The organism is Pseudomonas muyukensis, from assembly GCF_019139535.1.
Classification (GTDB): Bacteria; Pseudomonadota; Gammaproteobacteria; order Pseudomonadales; family Pseudomonadaceae; genus Aquipseudomonas; species Aquipseudomonas muyukensis.
On the sequence record NZ_CP077073.1, the window covers coordinates 509,875 to 525,210 of the forward strand.

18 protein-coding genes are annotated in these 15,336 nt (G+C 64.6%); 12 read left to right on the plus strand and 6 right to left on the minus strand.

Features of this window, described 5'->3' with window-relative positions:
- Nucleotides 1-70 precede the first annotated feature (70 nt).
- A complete protein-coding gene (locus KSS95_RS02370; protein ID WP_217851323.1) occupies nucleotides 71-913 on the plus strand; it encodes a PI-PLC domain-containing protein in 843 nt (280 codons plus the stop codon).
- 6 nt (nucleotides 914-919) lie between these two features.
- Here the strand turns inward: KSS95_RS02370 and rnk are convergent, their stop codons facing one another.
- The 3 genes from rnk to cyaY all read right to left on the minus strand — a co-directional run bounded on the left by rnk (nucleotide 920) and on the right by cyaY (nucleotide 2,040).
- A complete protein-coding gene (gene rnk / locus KSS95_RS02375) occupies nucleotides 920-1,330 on the minus strand; it encodes a nucleoside diphosphate kinase regulator (RefSeq protein WP_217851325.1) in 411 nt (136 codons plus the stop codon).
- 157 nt (nucleotides 1,331-1,487) lie between these two features.
- Nucleotides 1,488-1,706 (minus strand): DUF1289 domain-containing protein, encoded by a 219-nt coding sequence (locus KSS95_RS02380; protein ID WP_217851327.1) that lies wholly within the window; start codon nucleotides 1,704-1,706, stop codon nucleotides 1,488-1,490.
- Nucleotide 1,707: 1 nt separating this feature from the next.
- Nucleotides 1,708-2,040 carry an iron donor protein CyaY gene (cyaY, locus tag KSS95_RS02385; protein WP_217851329.1) on the minus strand — a complete coding sequence of 111 codons (333 nt, stop codon included), beginning with the start codon at nucleotides 2,038-2,040 and terminating at the stop codon, nucleotides 1,708-1,710.
- Nucleotides 2,041-2,239: 199 nt separating this feature from the next.
- Between cyaY and lptM the strand changes: the two genes are divergently transcribed.
- From lptM to KSS95_RS02415, 6 genes are read left to right on the plus strand one after another with little or no spacing between them, the layout of a single operon-like run.
- Entirely contained in the window at nucleotides 2,240-2,455 is a 216-nt protein-coding gene (gene lptM, locus KSS95_RS02390) for an LPS translocon maturation chaperone LptM (protein ID WP_217851331.1), read from the plus strand.
- 9 nt (nucleotides 2,456-2,464) lie between these two features.
- The gene (lysA, locus tag KSS95_RS02395; RefSeq protein WP_217851333.1) at nucleotides 2,465-3,712 is read left to right on the plus strand and encodes a diaminopimelate decarboxylase; all 1,248 of its coding nucleotides are present in this window, start codon (nucleotides 2,465-2,467) and stop codon (nucleotides 3,710-3,712) included.
- A gap of 4 nt (nucleotides 3,713-3,716) precedes the next feature.
- Nucleotides 3,717-4,547 (plus strand): diaminopimelate epimerase, encoded by an 831-nt coding sequence (gene dapF, locus KSS95_RS02400; RefSeq protein WP_217851335.1) that lies wholly within the window; start codon nucleotides 3,717-3,719, stop codon nucleotides 4,545-4,547.
- Between the two features lie 13 nt (nucleotides 4,548-4,560).
- The gene (locus KSS95_RS02405) at nucleotides 4,561-5,259 is read left to right on the plus strand and encodes a DUF484 family protein (protein ID WP_217851336.1); all 699 of its coding nucleotides are present in this window, start codon (nucleotides 4,561-4,563) and stop codon (nucleotides 5,257-5,259) included.
- Nucleotides 5,259-6,158: a tyrosine recombinase XerC gene (gene xerC, locus KSS95_RS02410; protein ID WP_217851337.1), complete on the plus strand. Its 900-nt coding sequence runs from the start codon at nucleotides 5,259-5,261 to the stop codon at nucleotides 6,156-6,158. Before KSS95_RS02405 ends, xerC begins: the two co-directional genes overlap by 1 nt.
- Nucleotides 6,155-6,850 (plus strand): HAD family hydrolase, encoded by a 696-nt coding sequence (locus KSS95_RS02415; RefSeq protein WP_217851338.1) that lies wholly within the window; start codon nucleotides 6,155-6,157, stop codon nucleotides 6,848-6,850. The genes xerC and KSS95_RS02415 overlap by 4 nt, the downstream gene beginning before the upstream one ends.
- A 210-nt stretch (nucleotides 6,851-7,060) precedes the next feature.
- On the opposite strand, the gene sutA is transcribed toward KSS95_RS02415, so the two are convergent.
- From sutA to glnK, 3 genes are all read right to left on the minus strand, one after another.
- Nucleotides 7,061-7,390, minus strand: coding sequence for a dormancy-specific transcriptional regulator SutA (gene sutA, locus KSS95_RS02420; protein WP_134688994.1), 330 nt, complete (start codon nucleotides 7,388-7,390; stop codon nucleotides 7,061-7,063).
- A 434-nt stretch (nucleotides 7,391-7,824) separates the two neighbouring features.
- The gene (locus KSS95_RS02425) at nucleotides 7,825-9,156 is read right to left on the minus strand and encodes an ammonium transporter (protein ID WP_217851339.1); all 1,332 of its coding nucleotides are present in this window, start codon (nucleotides 9,154-9,156) and stop codon (nucleotides 7,825-7,827) included.
- A gap of 45 nt (nucleotides 9,157-9,201) precedes the next feature.
- Entirely contained in the window at nucleotides 9,202-9,540 is a 339-nt protein-coding gene (gene glnK / locus KSS95_RS02430; protein WP_002555808.1) for a P-II family nitrogen regulator, read from the minus strand.
- A gap of 404 nt (nucleotides 9,541-9,944) precedes the next feature.
- Here glnK and KSS95_RS02435 point away from each other — a divergent pair, with 404 nt between their 5' ends.
- The 5 genes from KSS95_RS02435 (at nucleotide 9,945) to KSS95_RS02455 (ending at nucleotide 15,322) form a co-directional block, all read left to right on the plus strand.
- Entirely contained in the window at nucleotides 9,945-10,208 is a 264-nt protein-coding gene (locus tag KSS95_RS02435; RefSeq protein ID WP_217851340.1) for an accessory factor UbiK family protein, read from the plus strand.
- Nucleotides 10,209-10,232: 24 nt separating this feature from the next.
- Complete coding sequence (locus tag KSS95_RS02440) at nucleotides 10,233-10,661, plus strand: TOBE domain-containing protein (protein WP_217851341.1); 429 nt, start codon at nucleotides 10,233-10,235, stop codon at nucleotides 10,659-10,661.
- 809 nt (nucleotides 10,662-11,470) lie between these two features.
- Nucleotides 11,471-14,182 (plus strand): magnesium-translocating P-type ATPase, encoded by a 2,712-nt coding sequence (mgtA, locus tag KSS95_RS02445; protein ID WP_217851349.1) that lies wholly within the window; start codon nucleotides 11,471-11,473, stop codon nucleotides 14,180-14,182.
- Nucleotides 14,183-14,192: 10 nt separating this feature from the next.
- A complete protein-coding gene (locus KSS95_RS02450) occupies nucleotides 14,193-14,597 on the plus strand; it encodes a DUF2493 domain-containing protein (RefSeq protein ID WP_217851351.1) in 405 nt (134 codons plus the stop codon).
- A 257-nt stretch (nucleotides 14,598-14,854) separates the two neighbouring features.
- Nucleotides 14,855-15,322: a hypothetical protein gene (locus tag KSS95_RS02455; RefSeq protein ID WP_217851353.1), complete on the plus strand. Its 468-nt coding sequence runs from the start codon at nucleotides 14,855-14,857 to the stop codon at nucleotides 15,320-15,322.
- Nucleotides 15,323-15,336: the final 14 nt, after the last annotated feature.

The following is a 15,336-nucleotide window of genomic DNA, read 5'->3' on the forward strand; positions in this document are numbered from 1 at the left end:
CGGTTTCCTGCTGCCACGGCCTGATTTGTAGGACGCATCCTACGCGCTCCAACCTGATGAGGAGCGTGATATGAACAACGAAAACTGGATGGGCGCACACCCTGAGCTGGGGCGCCTGCGCATCGACCAACTGATTCTGCCGGGCAGCCACGACGCCGGCATGGACAAGCAGGCGCCAAACTTCTCCATCCCCCAGGAGATCACCCAGGACGTCCCGTGCATCGAGCAGATCCGCGGTGGCATCCGCGTGCTGGACCTGCGCGTGCAGTCGCACCGCTCGTACCCCCCCGACCAGCCGGCGCGCTACCAGCTGTACCACCTGACATCCTCAGGGCGCACGGTACTGGGCGATGTGGTGATGGCCCTCGAGCAGTTCTATGCGAACCCTGCCAACGCCAGGGAGATCATCGTGCTGGATTTCCATGCGTTCGACAGGTTCAATGCCGAGGAGCACGCACGGTTCCAGCAACTGCTCGACGAACATCTGGAGCCGCGCATGATCCACTGGGACATGAACGCCCTGACACTGGATGAACTCTGGCAGCAGCACCCAGGCAGGACCCTGGTCATCGCCTACAACGGACCGACCCCCCATCATTACTGGGATGGCGTGCGCCATGGCTGGATAGGCGAGAACACCCCCAGCACCCGCCGGCTGAAGGCATTCATGGACGAAGTCGCGATGGGCGCCCAGTCCCGCCTGCCACTGAGCTCGATCCAGTGCGCCAAGTACAACAAGTTCATCTTCACCCCCGACGATTTCAGCGACAAGATCGACGAGTGGTTCGAGTCCCGGGACATGGACAGCTACATCCAGCGCTTCCGGATCATCAACACCGACTGGTCGCTGCGCAGCCGCCTGGTCGACAATTGTATCCACGCCAACCGCGTGCGGGCACAGCACCTCGGCTAAGGCAGCTCAAAGATCGAAGTCACCCGCCGCTTCCGGCTGGTACTCGACCGCCAGCAATTCGAGCTTGAGGGTCTTGCCACCCGGGGCCGGCCAGTCGATCTGGTCGCCCACCGACAAGCCCAGCAGCGCGCAGCCGATCGGCGCGAGAATCGAGACATTGCCTTCTGGCCCGGCGTCCTTCGGGTACACCAGGGTCAGGTGGTAGTCCTTGCCACTGGCGATCTCGCGGCAGTGCACGCGCGAGTTCATGGTCACCACGCCGGCGGGCACGTCGTCGTGACCGACCACCTGCTCGGCGCGGTCCAGCTCGTCCTGCAGGGCGAGCACCCCCGGGGTGCTTTCATCGAGGCTGTCGAGCAGGCGCTCCAGACGCTGCACGTCCAAGCGGGTGAGGATGAGGGAAGGCTTGGTGCTCATGATCCAGTCAGACTCCTTTGAACAAGCAGTTTTCTACAGGCAGATAAAGCAAAACCCCGCCCAAGGGCGGGGTTTGCGAAATGCTTTTGGCGTCAGCGACGCTGAACTCGACACTACCACAGCCGGGCAAATACTCAAGCCCGCACCTTCGTTGGGGTTATGCCTGCGCCTGGCTTTTCAGGGCCAACGCTTCCAGGCAGATCTGCCGGCGTCGCGGGTCATCGGCCGAGCGCCACTCGCGGATATGCTCGACATGCCGATGGCAGCCGGTACACACCTTGTGCTCATCCAGCCGACACACATTGATACAAGGTGATGGCACCGCCGGGCTGACATTACTGTAGAGCGGCTTCGCTGGCCGAGGCTGGTCGCTCATCTCAGATCTCGTCGAAATCCAGCTTCTCGCCGGCTCGCTCCCAGACGATGCGCTCGAGCATCTCGCCCAGCAGTTCCTCGGTCTTCTCGCAGGTCCACTTGCCGTTTTCTTCGTCGTAGTCGAAGTGGAAGCCGCCCGACTTGTCGGCCAGCCACAGCTGGCGCAGTGGCTCCTGGCGGCTGAAGATCAGCTGGCTGCCGTTGTCGAACTTGACCGTCAGCACACCGGCGGAGTTCTCCATGTCCAGGTCCATGCCGCTCTCGTCGAACAGGTCTTCCAGGGCCTGTTGGGTCGCGTCGACCAGATCGTGGAAACGCGCTTCGCTCAAACTCATTGCAGGGACCTCGAAAAATGGCTGTACACACGCAAGCCGGGCACGATACGGGCGCTGGGCCGGGAAAGCAAAGGGTTGCTGTGACAGCCGGCTTGCCCGGCAAGCATAGCCCGCCAGGCGGGCCGACCCTTGCATAGGCAATCAGGTGGGCGCTCGGTATACTCGGCCGCAATACTGCATATTTCCAAGGATTTCACCCATGAAACGCCTGATTTCCTCTGTCGCGGCGCTGGTCGCGGTTGCCTGCCTCGTTTCCGCCTGCGGCCAGAAAGGCCCCCTGTACCTGCCCGAAGACGGCAAGGACGGCAAAGGCCCGCGCAAGTCGTCGTCGCACCAGCACCAGCGGGCCCAGCCTGTGCAGCAGCAACAGGACCTGGAGCCGCAAGAGCAGGCTGAGCCGTCGCCCGCTCAGTAAGGAAATCCCATGGATGCATTCAACTACCGCGGCGGCGAACTGTTCGCCGAAGGGGTGGCCCTGGCGGCGCTCGCCGAACGCTTCGGCACCCCCACCTATGTGTATTCGCGCGCCCATATCGAGGCCCAGTACCGTAGCTACACCGAGGCCCTGCACGGGGTCGACCACCTGGTGTGCTTCGCGGTCAAGGCCAACTCCAACCTGGGCGTGCTGAACCTGCTGGCACGCCTGGGCGCCGGTTTCGACATCGTCTCGGGCGGGGAGCTGGAGCGTGTGCTGGCTGCCGGTGGCCGCGCCGATCGCGTGGTGTTCTCCGGGGTCGGCAAGACCCGCGCCGACATGCGCCGCGCCCTGGAAGTCGGCGTGCACTGTTTCAACGTCGAGTCCGCCGACGAGCTCGAGCGCCTGCAAGTGGTAGCGGCCGAGCTGGGCAAGGTGGCGCCGGTATCGCTGCGGGTCAACCCGGACGTCGATGCCGGCACCCACCCGTACATCTCCACCGGTCTCAAGGAAAACAAGTTCGGTATCGCCATCGCCGATGCCGAAGCGCTTTACGTGCGCGCCGCGCAGTTGCCCAACCTCGAGGTGGTCGGTGTCGACTGCCACATCGGCTCGCAACTGACCAGCGTCGAACCTTTCCTCGATGCCCTGGACCGCCTGCTGGTGCTGGTCGACCGCCTGGCCGAATGCGGCATCCACCTGCGCCACCTCGACCTCGGTGGCGGCGTCGGCGTGCGCTACCGCGACGAACAGCCCCCGCGACTGGCCGACTACATCCAGGCCATTCGCGAGCGCGTCGGCGAGCGGGACCTGGCCCTGGTGTTCGAGCCAGGCCGCTATATCGTCGCCAACGGCGGCGTGCTGCTGACCCGCGTGGAATACCTCAAGCACACCGAGCACAAGGACTTCGCGGTCATCGACGCGGCCATGAACGACCTGATCCGCCCAGCCCTGTACCAGGCCTGGATGGACGTCAGCGCGGTCAAGCCCCGTGACGGTGAAGGCCGTGCCTACGACCTGGTCGGGCCGATCTGCGAGACCGGCGATTTCCTCGCCAAGGACCGCGTGCTCGACCTCGCCGAGGGCGACCTGCTGGCCGTGCGCTCCGCGGGCGCCTATGGTTTTGTCATGAGCTCCAACTACAACACCCGTGGCCGCTGCGCCGAAGTGCTGGTCGATGGCGACCAGGCCTTCGAAGTGCGCCGCCGCGAGACCGTCGCCGAACTGTTCGCCGGCGAAAGCCTGCTGCCGGAGTAAGCCCATGTTGCTGCGCTTTACCAAAATGCATGGGCTGGGCAACGACTTCATGGTCCTCGACCTGGTCAGCCAGCACGCGCATATCCAACCCAAGCACGCCAAGCAATGGGGTGACCGCAACACCGGCATCGGCTTCGACCAGTTGCTGATCGTCGAGGCGCCGAACAACCCGGAAGTGGACTTCCGCTACCGGATCTTCAACGCCGACGGCTCCGAGGTCGAACAATGCGGCAACGGCGCGCGCTGCTTCGCCCGCTTCGTGCTGGACAAGCGCCTGACCGCGAAAAAGCGCATCCGCGTCGAAACCAAGGGCGGCATCATCGAGCTGGATGTGCGCAACGATGGCCAGGTCTGCGTCGACATGGGCCCACCGCGCTTCGCCCCGGCCGAGATCCCGTTCGCCGCCGACCAGCAGGCGCCAAGCTATGCGTTGGAGGTCGATGGCCAGGTGCACCAGATCGCCGCGCTGTCCATGGGCAACCCGCACTCGGTGCTGCGTGTCGATGACGTGCGCAGCGCGCCGGTGCACGAGCTGGGGCCGAAGATCGAGCACCATCCGCGCTTCCCGCAGCGGGTCAACGCCGGCTTCATCCAGGTGCTCGACCGTCACCGCGCCAACCTGCGGGTGTGGGAGCGTGGTGCCGGTGAAACCTTGGCCTGCGGCACCGGTGCCTGCGCCGCCGCCGTGGCGGCCATCAGCCAAGGCTGGATGGATTCGCCGGTGACCATCGACCTGCCGGGCGGACGCCTGAACATCGAATGGGCCGGCCCCGGCACGCCCGTATTGATGACCGGCCCAGCCGTTCGCGTATTCGAAGGACAAGTTCGTCTCTAAGCGAGTATCCGCCATGACCGATCAGCCTAACGTTGCACCCGAGCTCGACGTCGAAACCGTGGTCGCCTACCTGCGCGCCCACCCGACTTTCTTCGCCGAGCACGACGAACTGCTGGTCGAGCAGCGCATCCCCCACCAGCGCGGCGACAGCGTGTCGCTGGTGGAGCGCCAGCTCAAGCTGCTGCGTGACCGCAACATCGAGATGCGCCATCGCCTGTCGCAACTGATGGACGTGGCCCGCGACAACGACCGGCTGTTCGACAAGACCCGCCGGCTGATCCTCGACCTGCTCGACGCCAACAGCCTGGAAGAGGTGGTCATGGCGGTCGAGGACAGCCTGCGCCAGGAGTTCCAGGTACCCTTCGTCAGCCTGATCCTGTTCGGCGAAAACGCAGCCCCCGTAGGGCGCTGGGTCTCCGGGGCCGAGGCGCAGCAGGCGATCGGCGGCCTGATCGCCGGTGGCAAGACCACCAGCGGCAGCCTGCGCGAACACGAACTGGCGTTCCTGTTCGGTGACGCGCAGCACAAGGAAGTCGGTTCCAGCGCCGTGGCCACCCTGGAGTACCAGGGCCTGCACGGCGTATTGGCGATCGGCAGCCGCGACCCGCAGCACTACAAGAGCAGCGTCGGCACCCTGTTCCTCAGCTACATCGCCGAAGTGCTCGGCCGCGTGGTGCCGCGCTTCACCCAGACCCTGCGCTCGGTGCGCTGATGGAACGCCAGCTGGAAGCTTATTGCGCGCACCTGCGCAACGAGCGCCAGGTGTCCGCGCACACCCTGCTGGCATACCGCCGCGACCTCGAGAAGGTCATCGAATTCTGTAACTCCCAAGGCATCGCCGGCTGGGCCGGGCTGCAAGTCCAGCAGCTGCGCCAGCTGGTGGCACGCCAGCATCACCATGGCCAATCATCGCGCAGCCTGGCGCGCCTGCTCTCGGCGGTACGCGGGTTGTACCGCTACCTCAACCGCGAGGGCCTGTGCCAGCACGACCCAGCCAACGGCTTGACGCCGCCCAAGGGCGAGCGTCGCCTGCCCAAGGCGCTGGACACCGACCGCGCCCTGCAACTGCTCGACGGCGGCGTCGACGATGAGTTCATCGCCCGCCGCGACCAGGCCATCCTCGAGCTGTTCTATTCGTCCGGCCTGCGCCTGTCGGAGCTGACAGGCCTGGACCTCGCCCAGCTCGACCTGGCCGCTGGCCTGGTCCAGGTGCTTGGCAAGGGCGGCAAGAGCCGCGTACTGCCGGTCGGGCGCAAGGCCCGCGAGGCACTGCAGGCCTGGCTGCGCCTGCGCGGCATCGGCGGCCCGCTGGACGATGCCGTATTCATCACCCGCCAGGGCAAGCGCCTGAGCCCCCGTGCCATCCAGATGCGGGTCAAGACCGCCGGTGAGCGCGAACTGGGCCAGCACCTGCACCCGCACATGCTTCGCCATTCCTTCGCCAGCCACTTGCTGGAGTCGTCCCAGGACCTGCGCGCGGTGCAGGAGATGCTCGGCCACGCCGACATCAGCACCACGCAGATCTACACCCACCTGGACTTCCAGCACCTGGCCGCGGTGTACGACAGCGCCCATCCTCGGGCCAAACGCAGCAAGGGCACGGACTCATGAGCATCAAGCTGATCACCTTCGACCTCGACGACACCTTGTGGGACACCGCGCCGGTGATCGCCAGCGCCGAAATCGTCCTGCGCGACTGGCTGGCCGCCAACGCGCCGAGCCTGGGCGCGGTGCCGGTCGAGCATCTGTTCGCCATCCGCGAGCGCCTGGTGCAGGCCGAGCCGGGCCTCAAGCACCGCATCAGCGCGCTGCGCCGGCGCGTGCTGTTCCACGCCCTGGAAGCGGTGGGCTACAGCGAGAAGCACGCCCTGGAGCTGGCCAACGAAGGTTTCGAGGTGTTCCTGCACGCCCGCCACCAGGTGGAGGTATTCCCCGAGGTGCTGCCGGTGCTGGAGATCCTGCGCCACCACTACACCCTCGGGGTCGTCACCAACGGCAATGCCGACGTGCGCCGGCTGGGCCTGGCAGACTACTTCCGCTTCGCCCTGTGCGCCGAGGACCTGGGCATCGGCAAGCCTGATCCGGCCCCTTTCCTTGAGGCGCTGAAGCGTGGCGAGGTGGACGCCGGGGCGGCGGTGCACATCGGCGATCACCCCGGCGACGACATCGCCGGCGCCCAGCGCGCCGGGCTGCGGGCGGTGTGGTTCAACCCGCAGCACAAGCCCTGGAGCGGCGAACAGGCGCCAGATGCCGAGATCCAGCGGCTGTCGCAGTTGCCCGACGTGCTGTCGCGCTGGCGCTGACTGGCTTCACATTCTCCGTCTTCATCCCTGTAGGAGCGGCCTTGTGTCGCGAAAGGGCCGCAAAGCGGCCCCAGGGTCGTTGTCGATACTTAAGCGCAGCCCTTTCCGACCGGTCCGACGCCTCGGCAAGGCCGCTCCTACAGAGACCGTACCAACCTGACAGGCACAAAAAAGCCCGCAGCGACGGCGGGCTTTTTTGCGTTCAGCCACTCAGATAGGGCGGCTGCCGTACTTGTTGTCCGGCTTCTTGGGCGGATCGGCGACCACGTTGGCCTCCACTTCCTGCACCTTGCCACCGCGCGACAGGAACTCTTCCATCGCCTTGGCCAGCGCATCGCGCTCTTTCTGCTTGGCTTCCATGCTCGGCATCTCGTCTACCGAGACCGCCGCCTTGGACTTGCCCTTGGCCGCCGGCGCCGGGCTGCTGTCGTCGTCGCCGGAGTCTTCCGCGCCGTCGTCAGCCGCGGCTTCGAGGCCTTCATCACCCTCGTCTTCGTCGCCTACTTCGAGGTCATCATTTTCCAGATCGTCGTCGCTCATGTTCTACCTCATGACTTGCGAAAAGCAGGTTAGTTATAGACCGGTGCAGCCGTAGACCGGCAGCCACCAGTGAAAATTCAACTGGCCGTGGGTTGGCCACTGCCCTGGGTGTCCGCCCCCTGGTGGAGGGCCCGGCACCCTGCAGGCCCTGCTCCTGGCAAGGCCTGACGAAATCGTGTTTGACCCTTGCTGGCCACAGGCTATTGGCAAGCCTAGCAAAGGGTGGCGAAGTGTGTGTGGACGACTCGTCCTTCACTCTTCGGCGCGCATTCTAGCGCGCTCGCGGAAAAAGCAAAGCACCAGAAACGCCCAATGACTTGTAAGTTTTCCGCCCAGGTCGCGAACAGGACAGCGAAACCGTTTGCCCGGCGCCAAGCGACAAACTACAGGCAAAAAAATGCCCGGCGAACCGGGCAAGTTTTCCCACAAGGCGGTTACAGGTTGTAGCCGCGCTCGTTGTGCTGAGCCAGGTCGAGACCGACCGACTCTTCCTCGTCGCTGACCCGCAGGCCCATCACCAGGTCGAGCACCTTGAGGATCAGGTAGGTGACGATGGCGGTATAGACCACGGTGAAAATCACCCCCTTGGCCTGAATCCAGAACTGCGCGGCGATGTCGGTCACCGCGCCGAAGCCACCCAGCGCAGGCGCTGCGAACACACCGGTGAGCAGCGCGCCGACGATCCCGCCGATACCGTGCACGCCAAAGGCGTCGAGGGAGTCGTCATAACCCAGCTTGCGCTTGAGGCTGGTGGCGCAGAAGTAGCAGATCACCCCGGAGGCCAGGCCGATCACCAGCGCGCCCATCGGGCCGACAGTGCCGGCGGCCGGGGTGATGGCGACCAGGCCCGCGACCACGCCGGAGGCGATGCCCAGGGCGCTGGGTTTGCCGTGGCCGATCCACTCGGCGAACATCCAGCCCAGCGCGGCGGCGGCGGTGGCGATCTGGGTCACCAGCATGGCCATGCCGGCGGTGCCGTTGGCGGCGGCGGCGGAGCCGGCATTGAAGCCGAACCAGCCGATCCACAGCATGGCCGCGCCCATCAGCGTGTAGCCCAGGTTGTGCGGGGCCATCGGCGTGGTCGGGTAGCCCTTGCGCTTGCCTAGCACCAGGCAGCAGACCAGGCCGGCGATACCGGCGTTGATGTGCACCACGGTGCCGCCGGCGAAGTCCAGCACACCCCAGTCCCACATCAGCGCGCCGTCACCGCTCCAGACCATGTGCGCGATCGGCGCATAGACCAGGGTGAACCACACGGCCATGAAGATCAGCATCGCCGAGAACTTCATGCGTTCGGCGAAGGCGCCGACGATCAGCGCCGGGGTGATGATGGCGAAGGTCATCTGGAAGGTGATGAACACCGCTTCCGGGAACAAGGCGGTGGCCGAGGTCAGGTTGGCCGGGGTGACGCCGCTGAGGAAGGCCTTGGAGAAACCACCGATGAAGGAATTGAGGTTGAGCACGCCCTTTTCCATGCCCGTGGTATCGAACGCCAGGCTGTAGCCGTAGACGACCCACAGGAGGCTCATCAGGCCGGTGATGGCGAAGCACTGCATCATCACCGACAGCACGTTCTTCGAACGCACCATGCCGCCGTAGAACAGGGCCAGGCCAGGGATGGTCATGAACAGCACCAGCGCCGTGGCGGTGAGCATCCAGGCGGTGTCACCGGAGTTCAGCGCCGGGGCAGCTTCCTCGGCCAGGGCCAGCCCTGGCATTACGAGGGACAATAGGGCTCCTAGCCCTGCGATCTTGCGCAGAGTCATGTTGTTTTCTCCTGGGGCGTTGGGTTTGGTGAGGCGGTGTTGCTGTTAGATCGCGTCGGTATCGGTTTCGCCGGTACGGATGCGGATCGCCTGCTCCAGATTGACCACGAAGATCTTGCCGTCGCCGATCTTGCCGGTATTGGCCGCCTTGGTGATGGCTTCGATCACGCGGTCGAGGTCCTTGTCGTCGATGGCAACGTCGATTTTCACCTTGGGCAGGAAATCGACCACGTATTCGGCGCCGCGGTACAGCTCGGTGTGACCCTTCTGCCGGCCGAAGCCTTTGACTTCGGTCACGGTGATGCCCTGCACGCCGATTTCCGACAGCGACTCGCGCACGTCGTCCAGCTTGAACGGCTTGATGATGGCAGTGACTAGCTTCATGAAACTCTCTCCCGATTTGGTGGACTTGCCCCAGGAAAACAAACCCGTCTCAAGTCTAAGCGCAGCGCCTGGCTTTGTAACGCATCGTCGCCACCCTCCCCCGGCTGAAACGCATCACGCGGTTTGAAGAGGGCCTGACGGCGGGCCTGGCACTGCCTGGTCACGACGGCTCGCATCAGTGCATGGCTCGCCAAGGTCTTTGCAGAAACCTTGCCAGCTCAAGCAAAGCGTCCAAAAACAGCGACTTGCGCGCAACAGCCGGGATTGGCCAGTTGCCAGCGGGGAAAAGCTGCACAACTTCGGTGCGCGACCTTTGGCCGCCCTGCGCGAAAAGCGTGCAGCGCAGGCGGGCCCAAGGGGCGTGCTACACTGCAGGCCTTTCACAGATCAGCGGATAGCCACACATGCTCGCCCCCAAAGCCTTTCTCGATGCCCTGAGCGACCAGGCTTCGCGCCTGTTCAGCGGCGACACCGCACAGCCTCGCGCCGAGCTTGAGAGCCAGTTCAAGGTGCTGATGCAGGGTGCCTTCAGCAAGCTCGACCTGGTCAGCCGCGAGGAATTCGACAGCCAGATGGTCGTACTGGCCCGCACCCGCGCCCGCCTCGAGGCGCTGGAGCAGCAGGTCGCCGAGCTGGAAGCCCGGATGGCGCCGCCCGCCGAGGAATAACGATCGATACACGGAGTGTTTGCCATGAAAGTCAGTGCCCGTAATGTCTTCGAAGGTACCGTCAGCGCCATCCAGCCTGGCGCGGTGAATGCCGAGGTCGAGCTGACCCTCGGCGGCGGCGAGAAGCTGGTCGCGGTGGTGACCATGGCCAGCCTGCACAACCTCAACATCAATGTCGGCAAGCAGGCCGTGGCGCTGGTCAAGGCGCCCTGGGTGGTGCTGATGACCGACGCCGCCGGTTACCGGCTGTCCGCGCGCAACAGCCTGGAAGGCGAAGTGGTCCGGGTCGGCGACGGCGCGGTGAATGCCGAGGTGGTGCTGAAGCTGTCCGGCGGCACCGAGGTGTATGCCATCGTCACCCGCGAAGCGGTGCAGGAACTTGGCCTGAAGCCGGGGGTGAAGGCCACCGCGCTGATCAAGGCCTCGCACATCATCCTGGGCGCCAAGCCCTGATCGCCTGAGCGAATGCCCGCTTCTACCTGGTTCAGGTAGAAGCGGGGTTTCCCCACGATGGCATTCAAGCGCTGCACTGTATTAATTCCCCTCCCAGCAGATGAAACTTATTTAAGTTAGGCCTTCCCGGTTGACTTCCCCGCTATGCTTTGCATAAAGTTCACCCGCCCCGAAAAGCGGGCCTTTATTTCAACTCACGAAGAATTCAATGGACACAGTATCTAGTCGCTGTCTGGCAGCCTTTGCTCGCCAGGCACTTGAACCGGAACTCCGGGCCCGCCCCTAGGTCGGGCAAGCCGCGCCAGAGCCTGCTGCTCCGCCGTAGCTTGCCGCCCCGGGTGCCCGCCCGGTCGGAGGCAAGCTCATGAACCTCATTATCGCTATCCCTCGCCTGCGCGCCTTTGCGCACAAGGCCCCGCACCGTCCTGTCCTTGGCTGGGGCCTGTCCTCGTCCCTGGAACCGCCTAGTCGATAGCGCGCCCGTTGCTGCCTGCAGTGACGCGCGCGATGCTGTCCGTTCGCTGAACTGACGCCATTTAAATCGTCAGAAACTTCCGAACTTTAAATAATTAAAGTTCGTTGGAGTTCTATTGCCCGCCATTGAGCAAAGGGATTAACCAACCATGGACTCAGCCAGTAGAAAGTTCGCTGCCGATCTTATTTCCGGCATTCGCCAGCGAACACCTAAACGTCGGAAAAAACACGCCTTTCATTGTTCGAATGATTGCGACACGGGACACGTTCACTCACCTCCCCTACCGTGAGTCGACTGTGTGTCGTGCCGCCTCCTGCGGCAGGAGCACAGCCAAATGACCGTAAAAGACCGCAACACCCGCAGCAAAGCCGGCGAAGACACCCGCCTGTCCATGCGCGCCGCCCGCGAAGCACGTAATGGCCTGGCGGTGACCCTGGCCAACCTCGACGCCAGCGAGCTGGGCCTGACCGAGCACGAAGCCACCAAGCGCCTGCAGCGCGACGGCGCCAACCAAGTCGCCCATGACAAGCCGCAACCGGCCCTGGTGCAACTGCTCAAGGCCCTGCACAACCCCTTCATCTACGTGCTGCTCACCCTCGCCGGCATCAGCTTCGTCACCGACTACTGGCTGCCGGTACGCGCAGGCGACCTGGACGAAGCGGACCTGACCAAGGTCATCATCATCATGACCATGGTCAGCCTCAGCAGCCTGCTGCGCTTCTGGCAGGAGTACCGTTCGGGCAAGGCCGCCGACGCCCTCAAGGCCATGGTCCGCACCACCGCCACCGTGCTGCGCCGCGCGCGCCACGACCAGCCGGCGCAACTGCGCGAAGTGCCGATGAACGAGCTGGTGGCCGGCGATATCGTGCAACTGGCCGCCGGCGACATGATCCCCGCCGATATCCGCCTGATCGAGTCCCGTGACCTGTTCATCAGCCAGGCGGTACTGACCGGCGAGGCGCTGCCGGTGGAGAAGTACGACACCCTCGGCCACGTCGCGCAGAAGTCCGCCGCAGGCAGCGCCAGCGATGAAAGCGGCCTGCTCGACCTGCCCAACATCGGCTTCATGGGCACCAACGTGGTCAGCGGCCGGGCTCGCGCCGTGGTGGTGGCCACCGGCAAGCGCACTTACTTCGGTTCGCTGGCCAAGGCCATCGTCGGCTCGCGCAGCCAGACCGCCTTCGACCGGGGCGTGAACAGCGTCAGCCGCCTGTTGATCCGCTTCATGCTGGTGATGGTGCCGGTGGTGTTCATGCTCAACGGCGTGGTCAAGGGCGACTGGAGCGACGCCTTCCTGTTCGCCCTGGCCGTGGCCGTGGGCCTGACCCCGGAGATGCTGCCGATGATCGTCAGCGCCAATCTGGCCAAGGGCGCCGTGGCCATGGCCCGGCGCAAGGTGGTGGTCAAGCGCCTGAACGCCATCCAGAACTTCGGTTCGATGGATGTACTGTGCACCGACAAGACCGGTACCTTGACCCAGGACCGCATCATCCTCGAACACCACGTCGACCCCAGCGGCCACAAGGACCCGCGGCTGCTCGCACTGGCCTGGCTCAACAGCCATCACCAGAGCGGCGTGAAGAACCTGATGGACCAGGCTGTGCTGCGCTTTGCCGACGAAGACCAGGGCTTCCAGCCGCCCTATGCCTACGCCAAGGTCGACGAACTGCCCTTCGACTTCATCCGCCGGCGCCTGTCGGTGATTGTCAGGGATGCCCTAGGCGATCACCTGCTGGTGAGCAAGGGCGCCGTCGAGGAAATGCTGGCCATCGCCACCCATGTGCAAGAAGGCGGCCAGCGGGTCGCCCTGGATGCCGGGCGACGCCAGCAACTGCTGGCCACCGCCAGCACCTACAACCAGGAGGGTTTCCGCGTGCTGCTGGTCGGTACCCGTGATATCCCGGCCGCCACCGGCAAGCCCCAGTACCACACCGATGACGAGCGCGAGCTGGTGATCCGTGGCTTCCTGACCTTCCTCGACCCGCCCAAGGAAACCGCCGGCCCGGCCATCGCCGCCTTGCGCGAAATGGGCGTGAAGGTGAAGGTGCTGACCGGCGACAACCCGGTGGTCACCTGCAAGGTCTGCCGCGAAGTGGGCCTGGAGCCCGGCCAACCACTGCTCGGGCAGGACATCGAACGCCTGGACGACACCCAGCTCAAGGCCCTGGTCGAGGAGCGCACGGTGTTCGCCAAGCTCACTCCGCTACAGAAATCACGGGTGCTCAAGGCGCTGCAAGCCAATGGCCACACCGTGGGCTTCCTCGGCGACGGCATCAACGACGCCCCGGCGTTGCGCGATGCCGACGTGGGCATCTCGGTGGACAGCGGCACCGACATCGCCAAGGAGTCGGCCGACATCATCCTCCTGGAAAAAAGCCTGATGGTGCTGGAGGAAGGCGTGCTCAAGGGCCGCGAAACCTTCGGCAACATCATGAAGTACCTGTGCATGACCGCCAGCTCCAACTTCGGCAACGTCTTCTCGGTGCTGGTGGCCAGCGCGTTCATCCCGTTCATGCCGATGCTGGCGATCCACCTGCTGCTGCAGAACCTGATGTACGACTTCTCCCAGCTGTCGCTGCCGTGGGATCGCATGGACAAGGAATTCCTGCGCGAACCTCGCAAGTGGGATGCGCGCAACATCGGCCGGTTCATGCTGTGGATCGGCCCGACTTCGTCGATCTTCGACATCACCACCTTTGCCCTGATGTGGTACGTGTTCGCCGCCAACAGCGTGCAGATGCAGGCGTTGTTCCAGTCCGGCTGGTTCATCGAGGGGTTGCTGTCGCAGACCCTGGTGGTGCACATGCTGCGCACCCGCAAGGTGCCGTTCTTGCAGAGCACCGCGGCGCTGCCAGTAATCCTGGCCACCGGCCTGGTGATGTGCCTGGGCATCTACATCCCGTTCTCGCCACTGGGGGCGATGGTCGGGCTGGTGCCCCTGCCGTGGGAATACTTCCCGTGGCTGGCCGCTACCCTGCTCGGCTATTGCCTGGTGGCGCAGGGCATGAAGACCCTGTACATCCGCCGCTTCGGTCAATGGTTCTGAGGAGGTGGGCATGCGCGTACTGATCTGCGCAGGGCGCCACTTCGCCGACCGCCAGCGCTGCCGCCAGGCGCTGGACGCGCTGCAGTGCCAGCAACCGGTGCGGGTGCTGATCCACGGCGGCAGCCAGCACCTGGGAGGCGAGATCGAAGGCTGGGCCCGCGAGCACGGCGCCGACATCGTCCGCTATCCGCCGAACTGGCAGTTGCACGGCAAGCAGGCCGAGCGCCTGCGTAACCTGTTCATGCTGCGCGACAGCCGCCCTGACCTGGTGCTCGCCCTGCCCGGCGGCGATGACACCGAGGAACTGCTGGCCCGTGCACGCGGGCAAGACCTCAACGTGATCTGTGCCCGCCCTCCCTTGAACCACGCGCAGTGCGCTGAAGCGAGGGAACAGGCGTGCCCGCGCGATCGATGATCGTGCGGGCACATCGCACTGCCAGGCCATCAAAAAGCCATGCACGCATTAAAGTTATTCCTACTCACTGCCGTTAACCCCTTCATTGGAAAGCAATTTTTAGCTGGGCTTTGCGCTAGTCGGGCTATCTCATGGAAGGCATCGATGCAGAGTGACCGGGAAAGGACATGCAGCCGCACTACCGCTGCAGACCGGGCATGGCGGACCACAGACCGCCCTGCGACATACGTAATGTCAACACATGGAAAAATAACCCTATGCAACTGAAGAAACGGATCTTCGCGGCCCTGGCCGTCACCACCCTGTGCGCCGCCGGTGCGGCCCATGCAGGCCCTGCGGTGACCGTCACCGTCAAGAACCTGGGCACCGCCGAGGCCAAGTACTCGATGGTCGGCAACGTCGAAGCCCTGACCAACGCCGGTGCCACGCCCAAGCCCGCGGACGTGATCCGGCCGAAGGAAGCCAGCACCTTCGTGGTACGCGGCGCCCTCAGCCCTGACATGACCACCGCGGTCCTGCGCTACAAGATCGGCGCCAAGACCTGCGTGTTCAAGACCGCCTTCGTCAACACCATCGTCCCCGGCGGCCTGGGCAGCGGCACCATCAAAAAAGCACCGAAGTGGACCAAGGACGCCGAAAGCACCGGTGGCGCACGCTGCAACGCCAGCATCAGCGCGACCAGCCTGTCCGACTTCTCGTGGAAAGCTGAATTCACCATTCAGTAAGCCGTAGTCCCGAG